Here is a 16,313-nt window from a genome sequence, read left to right on the forward strand (position 1 = left end):
TTTCGGAAAACCGGTTTCCACTTTTCCCGATCATGCCCTGATGCCGCGGCTCGACGGAAAGACGGCGCTGGTGACCGGCGCAGCCACGGGGATCGGCCGGGCGACGGCGGCGCTGCTGGCGTTGAGCGGCGCGCGCGTCGTGCTGTTCGGGCTCGGTGAGGCAGAGCTCCAGACCGCCGCGGCGGAGTGCGGAGGGCAGGCGGTCCATGGCGACGTCACGCGTCCGGACGATATCGCAAAGGCCGTCACCGCCTGCGGGGCGTGGCTCGACATCGTGGTCAACGCCGCCGGCCTGATCGTGCCGGATCAGCCGGCCAGCGTCTCCGACGAGGTGTGGGCCAAAACGCTTGACGTCAACCTCACGGGGACGATGCGGGTCTGTCGCGCGTCCCTGCCGCTGCTCCGGCAGCGCGGCGGCGCGATCGTGAACGTCGCCTCGGTTGCCGCGTTCAATGCCAGCCCGGACAGCGCAAGCTACGCCGCCAGCAAGGCGGCCGTCGTCGCCTATACGCGCTCGCTGGCCTACGCGCACGGCGCCGACGGCATCCGCGCCAATGCGGTGGCGCCGGGCTGGGTGCGCACGCCGATGAGCGCCCATGAAATGCAGCTGCTCGCGGACCAGAACGGCACCACGGTCAATGCCGAGATTCGCGGCGTCGAACAACGCATTGCCCTGGGACGGATGGCCGAGCCCGCCGAGATCGCCGCGTGCTGCCTGTTTCTGGCCTCCGACGAGGCGTCCTTCGTGACCGGCGCGGTGCTGGTCGCCGACGGCGGCGGCCGCGCGCCGACGCAGAATCGCGCGGTGTAGGCGGCCGGTTGGCGTCTCGGGCAGGCGGCCGGCACCTTGATAACGACCGGCGGATTTGGCACTCTCGTGCGGTCACGTCATTCGATCGAGGGGCGTTATGAACAAGTCATTTTCCGTGATCATTGCCGCGGCCGCTTCAATCGTCGTTCTGTCTTCGACGGCGGCGCGATGCGGCGACTACTATCCGTTTGGCGATCCGCCGTACCGGCTGGACTACGTGCAAGAGCCCCAGATCGTATCGGGCTGCTGGAAATGGAATTGGCAGCTGTACCAGTGGCAGGACTACTGCCCGGTCTACGTCAATCCGAAGGCATATATGTTCTCGCGCTCGTCGCGCGCCGTGCTCCGCACCAAGGGGTGAGGAGAGTTCGGCTGCTTGAGGTGCTCTGCGTCGCGCCCATTGCAGCGACGCAGAGCGCGCACTCATGAATGCGCGATGGTACACGCCACCTGGTGGCGCTTGCCGAAGTTGAGCAGCGCGTTTTCCCGGAAGCCGTCCAGCCAGACGCCGCGGCCCGCATAGCGATAGCCGACGCCCATCGGAACGTGCCGCACATGGATGCCGCCACGGTCGGTGAGCAGGGAGGCCGTGACCACTTCGCCCTCGACCGACACAGCGCGCGGGCACAGCGGATATTGATGGCCGTTCTCGCAGGTGAAGACGATCTCGGTGCAGGTGCCGACCGGTGCTTTTGTGACCAGGCCAAGGTCCGCTGCCGCCGCCGGCCCGGAGTTGCCGAACAACGTTGCACCCAACGCCAAAATGCCTGCGACCGTGTAGCCAAACCGAATACGCATCAGTGCCCCCTCGTCCAGCGATAGGCTAAGTAATTGAAGAAAATATCTCGCGCTAAATGAGCAAAAAAAACCTCTGAGGTCAAACCTCTCTGCCCAATGCGGTGCGGGGGAGATCGGCCGGCGCCATCGCGAATGGCGTGTCAGGTGTTGCAAGTTTGCTGCAGTAAGTCTGAATTCGGCTGCAAGCTGCCCGGTAGCGTTAATGCGCCTTTACTGGCCACAATTCGCCCTGCAAGTGGTGTGATGTATTGAGTCGTGTTCCGGAGATTGCTTCAATGCGCTGACCGGATCGCATCACGAACGCATTCGGACGGACATCGGGGGTGGGAATGGACTTCCGTGGTGGCATTGCACGTTCGCTGCTGACCCTGATGATTGTCTCATTGCCTGCGCTGGCAGCTCATGCGCAGACTCAGGCTCCTCAACCGGCGAACGGCCGGGCAGCGGCGGCGCAGCCGGCTCAGGGCGATCAAGCCTTTTCTGGCCCGAGCTTCCGCAAAGGTCTGTGGCGCTTCGTGCGAACGCTCGATGTGGTCAGGACGGCCAACAAGAACTTCAAGTATCGGATGGTCAACGCGGAGACGACGCGCTGCGTCGACCCGACCCACGCCATGAAGGCGACCTTTGCCTCGGGATCGATCGGAAGCTGCGTCTCGGACAAGCCGGAGAAGGTCGGTAATCAATACACCTTCGGACACCGCTGCGATTACATGGGGACGGTCAGCACCGTCATCACCGTGCGCAGCGACGAGGCCTATACCGAGCTGAACGAGATCAGCACCGGAGAGCATCCCCGGACCGACACGGTCGTCGCGACAAGGATCGGCGACTGCGACGACGGTAGCGCGGCCAAGATTGAGGCCAAGTCCGAGGCCAAGACTGACAAGTCCGCTGCGGCGGCTTTGCAGCACTAGCTGGCAATCAAACGGCAGTGGCGGCGGACGAGGCGTCCATTTGTCCCCGACGACGCAGACGCTGCGCTTCCTTTCGCGCCGAAGCTGCCTCGGCCTGAAGCAACCGGGCATTCACCGTGTTTGGCGCAAGACTCGTGAGAGCGTCGAGGAAAGACCAAGCATTTACGGGGTCTTAACACGAAATGCTCCTGAATGATGTGAGGTTGGACGTGCTTCAAGCGAAGTCACGCGATCCGCGTCAATCGGCCGGTTAAGGATTCAATAAATGACATCGCGTGAGGGCTTCGCCCCGTCGAAGATCTTCGCATCCGCGCTTGGCGTCGTGACCGCGCTTTCCGTGTTCGTGCTCGCCTCCCCGAGCGCCATGGCGGAGGAGGGATTCAGCGGGCCGACCTTCCGAAAGGGAATGTGGCGCTTCGTGCGGACGCTGGAAATCGCCACGTCCTCGAACGTCCGGCAAACGCTGCTCGAGCGCGAAATGACGCGCTGTGTCGATCCAACCCAGGCGATGAAGGCGACCTTCTCATCTCCGTCCGTTGGAAATTGCCACTCTTCGCGGCCGGAGAAGATCAACAACAAATACGTCTTCTCCAACCGCTGCGACTATCTCGGGCCGGTCAGCACCGTCATCACGGTTCTCAGCGACGAGGCCTATACCGAGGTCAACAAGACCAATGTTGGTCAAGCGCCGCGGACCGACCGGGTGGTTGCCCGCCGAATCAGCGATTGCCACGAGGATAGAGCTTCGCTCAGGCAGCCGGCCTCCGCACCGAGCGAGGTGTCGTTGCAGCTGGACGAAGCCGAGGGCGAGCCGCTGTAAGGCGATTGGTCGGCGCGCGGGCCTCAGATCGCCGGCAACACCCATCAGATCTTCTGCTGCCCGCCTGGTGCACTCACCTTGACGGTGATCTTCTGAATTTCGGTTCGACCGCCCTGGTACTTGACCTCGATGGTCAGCGCGTCATCGCCGAGAAATTCCGGCGGCGCCTTGTAGAAGGCGACATAGGCCGGCACCTCGAGCGCCAAACAGGCCTTGTAATTGGTGGCCTTCGCCTTCGCCGACTTCACCACAACCTTTCCGGCAGCCGGCGCGGCGACTAGGCGGATGGTCGGCAGCGGGCCCGACGTGCAATCAGGTAACACGTTGAGATAGAGGCCAATCTGGGTGTCCCGGTTGGCCAGGGCGCGAACCTGGCGCTCGACCGTGGTCTCCTGGGGGACAGGTTGTGCGGGGGCTTGCGCGGCCGCCGCGCCGAAACATCCCCAAATCAGGACAGCGGCACACGCCTGAAGAATCACCCGCATCGACTGCTGCTCCAAATCGCCGGGAAGGACGAACGGGGCCGGGGAAATACTGCCTTTGGCCAAGTTAATCCGGCTAAGCCGTTGTTCTTTCAGCTTCGACCTGTCCGATCTTTACCACACTTCCACGGAAAGCATTGATTAACCAAATACATTTCTTGACCGCGGGGAGGGTTAACAATAGCCTAAAACTAAATTTTTCTACAACTTTTCCTCTAATCGCATTTTGCGGAGTTGATAATGCAGGGTTCGTTTCAGGTCGCTCAGGCAACCGGCACCGGCAATTCCACCAATTCGGCTCCCGTACGAATTTACAAGCTGACCAAGCCGCTGACCGATCAGGCGGTGGTCGTCAATCTTGGATACGACCAGAAGGTGAAGGTCGACTTTTCGTCGATCGCCAATGAAAAGATCACGCTGGTTCACGTCGGCGAAAAGCTGATCATCCTGTTCGACAACCAGTCGACCGTCACGGTTGAGCCGTTCTTCGACTCCCGTGCGGATGGACTGAAGAATGTCACGATCGAGATGGCGCCGGGGCGCGAGGTCTCGGTCCAGGAGTTCGCGACCCTTTTTCCGATCAGCACGGACGCCTCCGTGTTGCCGGCGGCCGACAATGGCGGCAACTCGAACGGCAACGCGCAGGCGAGCGGCGCGAATTTCAGTCCGTTCGCGATTGATCCGTTAGCTCCTGTGCCGACCAACGTGTTGGCGCCGCAGGAAGAGTTGCCGAACCTCGTGACCCCTGTGCCGCCGACCGGCTTCGTGCTGGGCATTGCTCCGCCTCCGACCATTTCCGGCAACCCCCTGTCGGCGCTGATTGTCGACGAGAGCTTCCTGACCGCGGCCACCAACCATGGTGTCGCCGGTTCGGGGCTCGGACCCGCAGGGGCAACGGTCGCGTCTGTGCAGGTGTCGTTCAACGTCACGGTACCGGGCGGCCAGCAGTCGCTGACCTATGCGCTGTCGGTCACGACCCCGAACGAAGATTCCGGTCTGATCGATTCGGCGACCGGTCAGCACGTTCTGCTGACGGTCAACGCGGCCGGCGTCGTGGAAGGGCGCACGGCGATCAGTGGCGATCTGGTCCTCACGGTCTCGGTTGACGCCGCGGGTCATGTGACGCTGACCGATCTGCGCGCGGTTCATGAGGCAACACCGGGCAACTTCAATGAAGGGATCACGCTGGCATCGGGTCTGATCACGCTGACCGCCACCGTGACTGACAACAACAATCAGTCGGCAAGTGCGAGCGTCGATGTCGGCTCGCATCTGACGATCCTTGACGATGGTCCGGTGGCGGGCACGGTGACCGGCGCGACCGACACGCTGGTGCTGGACGAAACGCGCCCTGTCGGCAGCGACACCGCGGGCGGCACGACGCCGACCGGCCTCGCCAGCGTGACGGCTGACTTCTCCAACAACTTCACCGGCGGCAGCTACGGCGCCGACGGCGCCGGCAGCACTGCCTACACGCTGCATCTCACCGGCACGAACGTGGCCTCGGGCCTCTATGCGCTGGATCCGACCGACACCAACCCGGCCCATTTCGGGCAGGGTGCGCAGATCGTGCTGAACCAGTCCGGTGACACCATCACCGGCTCGGCGAACGGCACGACCTACTTCACAATCACGATTAACGAGACGACCGGGATCGTGACCTTCACCCAGGTCAACAACATCTGGCATGCCGATCCGACCAACCCGGATGACGCGGCGACGTTGACCCTCTCCAGCGCCAGCCTGCTGCAGGTGGTGCAGACCATCACTGACGTGGACGGCGACAGCGTGGCAACGCCGATCAACCTCGGTGGCGGCGTGTTCACAATTCAGGACAGCGGTCCGACGGCCGGCACGGTGATCGAGAAGGAAGGGCCGGCGGAAACGCTGGTGCTGGACGAGTCGCGCCCGGTCGGCAGCGACACGCCGGGCGGCTTTGCGCCGAGCGGGCTTGCCAGCGTGACGGCGGACTTCTCCCACGACTTCACGTCCGGCAGCTACGGCAGCGACGGACCCGGCCATACGGCCTACACGCTGAAGCTCACCGGCTCGAACGTGGCCTCGGGTCTCTACGCGCTGGATCCGACCGACACGACCACTGCTGACGGCGACGGTATCGGACAGGGCGCGCAGATCGTCCTCAACCAGTCCGGCAACACGATCACCGGCTCGGCCGGCGGGACGACGTATTTCACCATCACGATTGATCCGTCGACCGGTATCGTCACGTTCACGCAGTCGAACAACATCTGGCATTCTGACCCGAAGAATCCGGACGATCCGGCAACGCTGACGCTGTCGAGCCCGAGCCTGCTGCAGGTGGTGCAGACCATCACCGACGCGGACGGCGACAGCGTGTCGACGCCGCTCGATGTCGGCACCCGTGTGTTCACGATCCAGGACAGCGGCCCGACCGCCGGCACGGTGACCGGCGCGACCGATACCCTGGTGCTGGACGAAACGCGTCCTGCCGGCAGCGACACCGCGGGCGGCACGGCGCCGACCGGCCTTGATTCCGTGACGGCAGACTTCTCCAACAACTTCACGCCCGGCAGCTATGGCAGCGACGGCCCGGGCCACACGACCTACACGCTGAACCTCGCCGGCGCGAATGTGGCGTCCGGTCTCTACGCACTTGATGCGACCGATACGACCACCGCCGACGGCGACGGCATCGGGCAGGGTGCGCAGATTCTGCTGAACCAGGTCGGCAACACGATCACCGGCTCGGCTGGCGGCACCAATTACTTCACGATCACGATCGATCCCTCGACCGGGATCGTGACGTTCACCCAACTCAACAACATCTGGCACTCCGATCCGACCAACCCGGATGACGCCGCGACGCTGACGCTGTCTGGCGCCAATCTGCTGCAGGTGGTGCAGACCATCGTCGATGCCGACGGCGACAGCGTGACGACGCCGCTCGATGTCGGCACCGGCGTGTTCACGATCCAGGACAGCGGCCCGAGCGCCGGTACGGTGATCGCGGCGGCGGATACGTTGGTGCTGGACGAAACCCGTCCTGTCGGCACCGACACTGCGGGCGGCGCCACGCCGACCGGCCTCGACACCGTCACGGCGGACTTCTCCAACAACTTCTCGGCCGGCAGCTACGGCAGCGACGGCGCGGGCAACACGGCCTACACGCTGAAGCTGACCGGCGTGAATGTGGCCTCCGGTCTCTATGCGCTCGATCCGACCGACACCGACCCGACCCACTTCGGCCAAGGTGCGCAGATCGTGCTGAACCAATCCGGTGACACCATCACCGGCTCGGTCGGCGGGACCACCTACTTCACGATCACGATCGACGAGACGACCGGGATCGTGACGTTCACCCAGCTCAACAACATCTGGCACGCCGATTCGACCAACCCGGATGACGCCGCGACGCTGACCCTGTCGGGCGCGAACCTGCTTGAGGTGGTGCAGACCATCACCGATGCGGACGGCGACAGCGTGTCGACGCCGCTCGATGTCGGCACCGGTGTGTTCACGATCCAGGACAGCGGCCCGACGGCGGGCACGGTGACAGGTCCGACCGACACCCTTGTGCTGGACGAGACGCGGCCTGTCGGCAGCGACACCGCAGGCGGCACCGCGCCGACCGGCCTCGATACCGTGACGGCGGACTTCTCCAACAACTTCACCGGCGGCAATTATGGCAGCGACGGTGCGGGCAACACGGCCTACACGCTGAAGCTGACCGGCGCCAACGTCGCCTCCGGCCTTTATGCGCTGGATCCGACCGACACCGATCCGACCCATTTCGGGCAGGGTGCGCAGATTCTGCTGAACCAGGTCGGTGACACCATCACCGGCTCGGCTGGCGGCACCAACTACTTCACGATCACGATCGACGAGACGACCGGCATCGTGACGTTCACCCAGCTCAACAACATCTGGCATTCCGATCCGAACAACCCGGACGATGCGGCGACGCTGACGCTGACGCGCCCTGAGTTGCTGCAGGTGGTGCAGACCATCACGGATGCGGACGGCGACAGCGTGACGACACCGCTCGATGTCGGCACCGGTGTGTTCACCATTCAGGACAGCGGCCCGACGGCGAGCGCGCTGTCCGGCGCAACGGACACGCTCGTGCTCGACGAGACGCGGCCTGCCGGCACCGACACCGCAGGCGGCACGGCGCCGACCGGCCTTGCCAGCGTCACGGCGGATTTCTCGAACGGCTTCGCCGGCGGCAGCTATGGCAGCGATGGCCCGGGCAATTCGGCCTACACGCTGAAGCTCACCGGCGCCAACGTGGCGTCCGGCCTCTATGCGCTGGATCCGACTGACACCGACCCGACCCATTTCGGGCAGGGTGCGCAGATTCTCCTGAACCAGGTCGGAAACACGATCACCGGCTCGGTCGGCGGCACCGATTACTTCACGATCGCGATCGATCCCTCGACCGGGATCGTGACCTTCACCCAGCTCAACAACATCTGGCACTCCGATCCGACCAACCCGGATGACGCCGCGACGCTGACGCTGTCGCGCCCGGAAATCCTGCAATTGGTGCAGACCATCACCGATGCCGACGGCGACAGCGTGACGACGTCGCTCAACCTCGGCTCCGGTGTGTTCACAATCCAGGATAGCGGTCCGACCGCGGGCACGGTGGTCGCGGCGGCGGATACGTTGGTTCTGGACGAGACCCGTCCCGTCGGCACGGATACGGCGGGCGGCACGGCGCCGACCGGCCTCGACACCGTGACGGCAGACTTCTCGAACAACTTCTCAGCCGGCAGCTACGGCAGCGACGGTGCGGGCAACACGACCTACACGCTGAAGCTGACCGGTGCCAACGTGGCGTCCGGCCTCTATGCGCTCGATCCGACCGACACCGACCCGACCCACTTCGGCCAAGGTGCACAGATCGTGCTCAACCAGGTCGGTGACACGATCACCGGTTCGGCGAATGGCACGACCTACTTCACGATCACGATCAATGAGACGACCGGCATCGTCACCTTCACCCAGCTCAACAACATCTGGCATTCCGATCCGACCAATCCGGACGATTCTGCGACGCTGACGCTGTCGGCTGCCAATCTGCTGCAGGTGATGCAGACCATCACCGATGCGGACGGCGACAGCGTGACAACGCCGCTCGACGTCGGCACCGGCGTGTTCACGATCCAGGATAGCGGCCCGACGGCGGGCACGGTGACAGGTCCGACCGACACTTTGGTGCTGGACGAGACCCGTCCTGTTGGCAGCGACACCGCAGGCGGCACGGCGCCGACCGGGCTCGACACCGTGACGGCGGACTTCTCCAACAACTTCACCGGCGGCAATTATGGCAGCGATGGTGCGGGCAACACGGCCTACACGCTGAAGCTGACCGGCGTGAATGTGGGCTCCGGCCTCTATGCGCTGGATCCGACCGACACCGACCCGACCCACTTCGGGCAGGGTACGCAGATCGTGCTCAACCAGGTCGGTGACACCATCACCGGCTCGGCGAACGGCACGACCTACTTCACGATCACGATCAACGAGACGACCGGGATCGTGACGTTCACCCAGGTCAACAATATCTGGCACTCCGATCCGACCAATCCGGACGATTCTGCGACGCTGACGCTGTCGGCGGCCAATCTGCTGCAGGTGGTGCAGACCATCACCGATGCGGACGGCGACAGCGTGACGACGCCGCTCGACGTCGGCACCGGTGTGTTCACGATCCAGGACAGCGGTCCGACCGCGGGCACGGTGACCGGCCCGACCGACACCTTGGTGCTGGACGAGACCCGTCCCACCGGAACGGATACTGCCGGCGGCACGGCGCCGACCGGGCTCGACACCGTGACGGCGGACTTCTCCAACAACTTTACGCCCGGCAGCTATGGCAGCGACGGCCCGGGCAACACGACCTACACGCTGAAGCTGACCGGTGCGAACGTCGCCTCCGGCCTCTATGCGCTGGATCCGACCGACACCGACCCAACCCATTTCGGCCAAGGTACGCAGATCGTGCTCAACCAGGTCGGTGACACCATCACCGGCTCGGCAAACGGCACGACCTACTTCACGATCACCATCAATGAGACGACCGGGATCGTGACGTTTACCCAGGTCAACAATATCTGGCACTCCGATCCGACCAATCCGGACGATGCCGCGACGCTGACCCTGTCGGCCGCGAACCTGCTTCAGGTGGTGCAGACCATCACCGATGCGGACGGCGACAGCGTTGCGACGCCGATCAACGTCGGCACCGGCGTGTTTACGATCCAGGACAGCGGTCCGACCGCGGGCACGGTGATCGGCCCGACCGACACCTTGGTGCTGGACGAGACCCGTCCCGTTGGCAGCGACACCGCAGGCGGCACAGCGCCGACCGGGCTCGACACCGTGACGGCGGACTTCTCCAATAACTTCACCGCCGGCAGCTACGGCAGCGATGGTGCTGGGTCGACGACCTACACGCTGAAGCTGACGGGCTTGAACGTGGCCTCCGGCCTCTATGCGCTCGATCCGACTGACAAGACCGCCGGTGACGGCGACGGCATCGGACAGGGTACGCAGATCGTCCTCAACCAGGTCGGTGACACCATCACCGGCTCGGCGAACGGCACGACCTACTTCACGATCACGATCAATGAGACGACCGGGATCGTGACGTTCACGCAGGTCAACAACATCTGGCACTCCGATCCGAACAACCCGGACGATGCGGCGACGCTGACGCTGACGCGCCCTGAGTTGCTGCAGGTGGTGCAGACCATCACGGATGCGGACGGCGACAGCGTGACGACACCGCTCAACCTCGGCACCGGCGTGTTCACGATCCAGGACAGCGGCCCGACGGCAGGTACGGTGACCGGTCCGACCGATACGCTCGTGCTGGACGAGACGCGTCCTGTCGGCAGTGACACCGCGGGCGGCACAGCGCCGACCGGGCTCGACACCGTGACGGCGGATTTCTCCAACAACTTCACCGGCGGCGGCTACGGCAGCGACGGTGCTGGCAGCACGACGTATACGCTGAAGCTCACCGGTGCGAACGTGGCCTCCGGCCTCTATGCGCTCGATCCGACCGACAAGACCGCCGGCGACGGCGATGGTATCGGACAGGGTGCGCAGATTCTGCTGAACCAGGTCGGCAACACCATCACCGGCTCGGTTGGCGGCACCAACTACTTCACGATCACGATCGATCCTTCGACCGGCATCGTGACCTTTGCTCAGCTTAACAATATCTGGCACTCCGATCCGACCAACCCGGACGATGCGGCGACGCTGACGCTGTCGGCTGCCAATCTGCTGCAGGTGGTGCAGACCATCACCGATGCGGACGGCGACAGCGTTTCGACGCCGCTGAACCTCGGCACCGGCGTGTTCACGATCCAGGACAGCGGTCCGACCGCCGGCACGGTGACCGGCCCGACCGACACGCTCGTGCTCGACGAGACGCGTCCTGTTGGCACCGACACCGCGGGCGGCACGGCGCCGAACGGGGTTGTTTCCGTGACGGCGAACTTCTCCGACAACTTCACCGGCGGTAGCTATGGCAGCGACGGTGCTGGTTCGACGACCTACACGCTGAAGCTGACGGGCTCGAACGTGGCCTCCGGCCTCTATGCGCTCGATGCGACCGACAAGACTGCCGGCGACGGCGATGGTATCGGACAAGGTGCGCAGATTCTGCTGAACCAGTCCGGCAACACCATCACCGGTTCGGTTGGCGCGACGACCTACTTTACGATCGCCATTGATCCCGCAACCGGGATCGTGACCTTCACCCAAGTCAACAACATCTGGCACTCCGATCCGAACAATTCGGACGATGCGGCGACGCTGACGCTCTCGAGCGCCAACCTGCTGCAGGTGGTGCAGACCATCGTCGATGCCGACGGCGACAGCGTGTCGACGCCGCTCGACCTCGGCACCGGCGTGTTCACAATCCAGGACAGCGGCCCGACGGCGCCGACAGCGACGGTCAGCGCAGCTACGATCGGCGTGGACGAGACGCCCGGCGTGCAGACCACCGGCGGCGCGAGCGACGTGCTGGGCTCCACCGCGATCACGTTCAACGGTGCCGCCAGCACTGTCGCCGCGCTGTTCAGCACGGTTGCGAACAAGGGCGTCGACACCGATGTGCCGGGAGCGTCACTTGACAACGGTGCGCTCAGCTTTGCCTCGACGGGCGCGAGCAGCATCCTGACGGTGGCCGGGGGCAGCTTCGGCTCTGACGGCGCGGGGTCTACGACCTATGCGTTGAGCGTCCTCAGCGCTGCGTCAGGCCTGACATTGACGGATGGCACAGGGATCGCGCTGTCGCTGGATGCCAGCGGCCGGATCATCGGTACTGTGGGCAACGATGCCGCCAACCCCAGCCTGACGGGCCAAACGGCGTTCGCGATCGCCATCGATCCGATCACCGGTCAGCTCTATGTGGCGGACTATCTCTCGCTCCACCACAACAGCACCGCCAGTCCGAACGATCTGCTGACGATGACGGCCGGCAAGATCGGCGCGACGGTCACGTTGACGGACGCCGATGGCGATCATGTGACGGCCACCGCCGACATCAGCACTCATATCAGCTTCCTCGACGACGGCCCGAGTTTCGGCACGATCGAGCATGGAATCATTGCCGATTACGCGGGAATGTCCGTGCTAGGTAACCTACCCGTGTTCTCCGGCGCCGATGGTTTTGGCGCATATGACTTCACCTTGACTGGAAACACGGCGCCGGCCGGCCTGACGTTCAATGGCCAGGCCGTGCACTATTCCATCGACGCATTTGGACAGAATTTGACGGCCTATATCGGTGCGGCCCCATCGGCAGCGAATAATATCTTCACGCTGACTCTGGATGACACAACCGGTCACTACCTGTTCACATTGCTTCAGCCATTCACGGAGACAACGATCCAGAATGTCGGCAGTTCATCCGCCTTCGGCTCGGGACCCTCGCAAGAGCAGATTCTTTCCTCGAGCACCGATCAGCTGGCGGTTATTTCGGGCACGGCCTCCGGCGGTGCTCAAGGCAGCGTGAACGGATCGACCAATGGTTGGGGCGTCGGCAACAACAACTTCGATCCCAACGAAAAGCTGCTGTTTGACTTCACGGACGGCGCAAGCGCCAGCCCCGGCGGCAACGCGGGGTTCCATCCTCCAGCACACGAATCGGTCGCGAACTACACGTTCAGCGGTTACAAAGCCGGCGACGACATTCACTACGTCGTCTCCTATTGGGACGGAGTGCACGCCGCCTCGATCACATCGGTCTCCGGTGATTTCGATCCTTCCACCCACACCACGGTCGCCACCGAATGGTCGACGCCCACAGCGCCGGCCGGCCTGCAGCTCTACACTGTCCAGTTCACGGACGTGACAGGCAGCGGCAAGGTCGACCTGGTTGGCGTCGGAGTTTCGTCCACCACGAACGTCTCCGAGGATCTGAGCTTCAACGTGTCGACGATTGACGGTGACGGCGACACTGCGTCGAGCACTATCAGTATCAACATCAATGGCACCGCGACCCTGCTGGGCACGGCCGGCAATGATGTCATTGTCGCCGGACCAACCAACGAGACGCTCACTGGCAATGGTGGGGACGACAAGTTTGTTCTCAATCTCAGCGCCCACGATATCATCAGTGATTTCAACAGCGGTGATACGCTCCTTCTCGACGTGGCCGGTCTGAGCCTGCCGACGGGCGTTTCAAACGCCCTTACGGCTGGTCAATTCACGTCATCGGCAGTCACCGGCGGGACCGAGAACAACGCGAGCGCCTGGAACGAAAGCGCAAGCACGAACAAGTTCTTCTTCAACAATACGACCCATGAGCTCTGGTACTCGGCAAATGGCACCGGCTCCGACAAGGTGGACCTCGCACATGTGAGCACCGGCTTGCCGGCGGCCACGAACGTTCATATTTTCTAGGCTAGGCTTGCAGCAAAATCGAAAATCCGCGGAGACCTCTCCGCGGATTTTTATTGATTGAATTGTCGCCTTTCTTGCGCGCAATCACATCAGCACGGGCAGGAAGCCCAAGAGCGGGCTTGCCGCGTCCAGCGCTTCTACGCCGGTCCATTCGGTCTCCGCGGCATTGGCGGCCGCCGGCGCCGCGTCGAGCTCGTCGCCGAGCGGGAGGCGCTTGGCATAGGGGGCCGCAAACAGCTGCACGCCGCGGTCGTTGATCGCGAACATCGGTGTGAAGTTGCCGAGCTCGCCGTCATCAATCAGTTCGGAGCGGCGGCTGTCCAGGATCAGCCAATGGCCGTCCAGGCGCGCCGCCAGCACGGCATGATCCTGGCGGATGGCGCGATCGCGGCCCAGCACCAGGCGCAGATCCTCGCGCGGGAAGCCGGCTTCGCTGAGCGCGATGTATTTTGCGATCGCATAATCCTCGCAGTCGCCCTTGCCGGTCGCGAAGGTGGCGAGCGGCGCAGTCCAGCGGTCGGCCTCGCCGTGCTGGGCGAAGTCGCTGACATAGCGGATCGCCTGGTTGACGGCGCGGTTGGCCTCATCCAGCCGGTCGCGTCCGGCCTTGGACTTGACCGCGCCGATCAGACGAAGGAATTGCGCGGCCTGCGACGGGCAGGCGGCCGCGTTCTCGCGGCATTGCGCGAGAACGCTCGCCTCCTTTGCGAGATCGGATTCGAGGCCGCGCCATTTGCGCCACAGGCCGTTTTCCGGTGCGCGGAAGGTGAACAGGCCAAACGGCTCGGCGCCGACAGGCGGAAGCGGCTTTGTCGCGGGCACCGCGTCGGTCGCGATATTTGGCGGCGTGAGCGAGGCGGTGCGAATGGCGTTCGGACCCCGGCCGTGCTGCCGGTCGAGCTTGGCCAGGACGTCGGCGATGGTGAAGAAGGTGGCAGGCGGGCGGTTCGACGCGGCGTCCGCAGCGGGCGCGAGCTCGCCGGCGGGTTTTCCGAGAGTGAGCTCGTCCGCGGCAAACGCGGCAGGCATGGCGCAAAGACCTATTGTCAGTGCAGCCGCGGCCATGACCGCCGACGAAGCAAACTTCAGCGACTTCATATGACGTCCCCAATGTCGGGGACCGTCAACGTCTGTGCGTCGATCTGCGTCCCCGCTGTTATCGGGACGCAAACTGGCGCCTTGGCCGCTTAAGCGGAGTTAAGTGGAGGGGGGCGCCACCTCGAATGTCGAAAAGGCGGTCAATCCGGGGTTTGCCGGTTCGTTCGAAATTGAACGAACCGAGGTTACGATTGGTTAACCACGGCCACCGTGGTCCCGATCACCGTTCGCGCAGCGCCTCGTCACGCAGCAGGCGAGCAGGCTTCACGATGTAGTCCAGCACGGATTTCTCGCCGGTCAGGACCTCGACCGTGGTCACCATGCCCGGAATGATCGGCAGCGGATGCTGCTCGGTGCCGAGATGGTTCTTATCGGTACGCACCATGACCCGGTAGAAGGTCTCCTGGCGTTCGGTCTTTTCCGCCTTGTCGTCGACGATGGTGTCGGCGCTGATGCGTTCGACCTTGCCCTTCAGCGATCCGTAGACCGAGGAATCATAGGCGCTGATCTTCACCACCGCGTCCTGGTCGGGACGGATAAACGCGATGTCCTGCGGACGAATCCGGCCTTCCACCAGCAGCGTGTCGTCCAGCGGCACGATGTCCATCAGGTTGGCGCCCGGCTGTACGACGGCACCGATGGTACTGATGTTCAGTTTGTTGACGATGCCGTGGACCGGCGCCTTCAGATCCGTGCGGCGCACCCGGTCCTGGGCGGACTTGATATTCTCGTCGAGCACGGCGAGGTCGGCACGCGATTTGGCCAGGTCCTCGTCGGCCTGTGAACGGAACGACGCGGTGATGTTCGCGATCTTCGACTGCGCTTCGGCCAGCTGTCCCTTCATCTCGGTTGCCTGCCGATCAAGTCGCAGCATCTCGATCTCGGGCACCACCTTCTGCTCATACAGCCTGCGCGTCAGGGTCTGCTCGCGCTCGAGGAGCTTGAGGGAGCCGGTGAGGCGAGTGACCTGCTGGTTGAGGACGTCGATGTCCTGCGCGACCTTCTGACCCCGCATCTTGAACACGCTGGTCTCGGTCGCGACGGCGGCGGGAACCATCTTGTCGAGATCGTCCGGGAAGGTGATCTCGGCTCGGCCGCGCGCCTCGGCGTCGAGACGGGCCACCCGCGCCGCCATCGCCGCACGGCGCTCGCGGATTTCGCCGAACTCGGAAGCGAATTTCGTATCATCGATCCGCATCAGGGACTGGCCCTGCTGAACGATGTCGCCTTCCCGGATCAGGATGTCGCCGACGATCCCGCCTTCGAGCGATTGAACCACCTGCATCTGCCGCGACGGCACGACGCGGCCGCTGCCGCGCTTGACCTCGTCCAGCACGGCAAAATGAGCCCAGATCAAGAACGTCGCAAGCAGCGCGCACGACGTCCACAACAGCATGCGGGAGGTCCGCGGCGTGCGCAGCAGCGCCGCGGACCGGATGTCATTTGCAAATGTGAAATCGGAAGACGCCATAATGTATTTG

At 63.9% G+C, this 16,313-nt stretch carries 9 protein-coding genes; 5 read left to right on the plus strand and 4 right to left on the minus strand.

From position 1 onward, the window contains the following. Positions 1-40 precede the first annotated feature (40 nt). Both ACVMIH_RS01730 and ACVMIH_RS01735 read left to right on the plus strand, forming a co-directional pair. Entirely contained in the window at positions 41-811 is a 771-nt protein-coding gene (locus tag ACVMIH_RS01730; protein WP_456860521.1) for an SDR family NAD(P)-dependent oxidoreductase, read from the plus strand. 97 nt (positions 812-908) lie between these two features. Further along, positions 909-1,172, plus strand: a complete 264-nt coding sequence (locus tag ACVMIH_RS01735) for a hypothetical protein (protein WP_018270873.1) — start codon at positions 909-911, stop codon at positions 1,170-1,172. Between the two features lie 62 nt (positions 1,173-1,234). Here the strand turns inward: ACVMIH_RS01735 and ACVMIH_RS01740 are convergent, their stop codons facing one another. Then, a complete protein-coding gene (locus ACVMIH_RS01740; RefSeq protein WP_057017069.1) occupies positions 1,235-1,609 on the minus strand; it encodes a hypothetical protein in 375 nt (124 codons plus the stop codon). 329 nt (positions 1,610-1,938) lie between these two features. On the opposite strand from ACVMIH_RS01740, the gene ACVMIH_RS01745 reads away from it, so the two are divergent. Together ACVMIH_RS01745 and ACVMIH_RS01750 are read left to right on the plus strand one after the other, a co-directional pair. Continuing rightward, a complete protein-coding gene (locus tag ACVMIH_RS01745) occupies positions 1,939-2,523 on the plus strand; it encodes a DUF3617 family protein (RefSeq protein WP_158074169.1) in 585 nt (194 codons plus the stop codon). A 265-nt stretch (positions 2,524-2,788) separates the two neighbouring features. Continuing rightward, positions 2,789-3,343, plus strand: a complete 555-nt coding sequence (locus ACVMIH_RS01750) for a DUF3617 domain-containing protein (protein WP_229190224.1) — start codon at positions 2,789-2,791, stop codon at positions 3,341-3,343. Between the two features lie 44 nt (positions 3,344-3,387). On the opposite strand, the gene ACVMIH_RS01755 is transcribed toward ACVMIH_RS01750, so the two are convergent. Continuing rightward, entirely contained in the window at positions 3,388-3,891 is a 504-nt protein-coding gene (locus ACVMIH_RS01755) for a hypothetical protein (RefSeq protein WP_229158651.1), read from the minus strand. A 174-nt stretch (positions 3,892-4,065) separates the two neighbouring features. On the opposite strand from ACVMIH_RS01755, the gene ACVMIH_RS01760 reads away from it, so the two are divergent. After that, a complete protein-coding gene (locus ACVMIH_RS01760) occupies positions 4,066-13,734 on the plus strand; it encodes a DUF5801 repeats-in-toxin domain-containing protein (RefSeq protein ID WP_456860524.1) in 9,669 nt (3,222 codons plus the stop codon). Positions 13,735-13,818: 84 nt separating this feature from the next. Here the strand turns inward: ACVMIH_RS01760 and ACVMIH_RS01765 are convergent, their stop codons facing one another. Then, complete coding sequence (locus ACVMIH_RS01765) at positions 13,819-14,832, minus strand: transglutaminase-like cysteine peptidase (protein WP_057017073.1); 1,014 nt, start codon at positions 14,830-14,832, stop codon at positions 13,819-13,821. A gap of 220 nt (positions 14,833-15,052) precedes the next feature. Beyond that, complete coding sequence (locus ACVMIH_RS01770) at positions 15,053-16,303, minus strand: HlyD family type I secretion periplasmic adaptor subunit (RefSeq protein WP_018270880.1); 1,251 nt, start codon at positions 16,301-16,303, stop codon at positions 15,053-15,055. Between the last annotated feature and the right edge of the window lie 10 nt (positions 16,304-16,313).

Source organism: Bradyrhizobium sp. USDA 4503 (assembly GCF_054055815.1).

Bases quoted from the DNA above. Each gene is read 5' to 3' on its own strand.
- ACVMIH_RS01770 (WP_018270880.1), bottom strand. From the start codon at position 16,303: ATGGCGTCTTCCGATTTCACATTTGCAAATGACATCCGGTCCGCGGCG.
- ACVMIH_RS01765 (WP_057017073.1), bottom strand. From the start codon at position 14,832: ATGAAGTCGCTGAAGTTTGCTTCGTCGGCGGTCATGGCCGCGGCTGCA.
- ACVMIH_RS01740 (WP_057017069.1), bottom strand. From the start codon at position 1,609: ATGCGTATTCGGTTTGGCTACACGGTCGCAGGCATTTTGGCGTTGGGT.
- ACVMIH_RS01730 (WP_456860521.1), top strand. From the start codon at position 41: ATGCCGCGGCTCGACGGAAAGACGGCGCTGGTGACCGGCGCAGCCACG.
- ACVMIH_RS01745 (WP_158074169.1), top strand. From the start codon at position 1,939: ATGGACTTCCGTGGTGGCATTGCACGTTCGCTGCTGACCCTGATGATT.
- ACVMIH_RS01735 (WP_018270873.1), top strand. From the start codon at position 909: ATGAACAAGTCATTTTCCGTGATCATTGCCGCGGCCGCTTCAATCGTC.
- ACVMIH_RS01750 (WP_229190224.1), top strand. From the start codon at position 2,789: ATGACATCGCGTGAGGGCTTCGCCCCGTCGAAGATCTTCGCATCCGCG.
- ACVMIH_RS01760 (WP_456860524.1), top strand. From the start codon at position 4,066: ATGCAGGGTTCGTTTCAGGTCGCTCAGGCAACCGGCACCGGCAATTCC.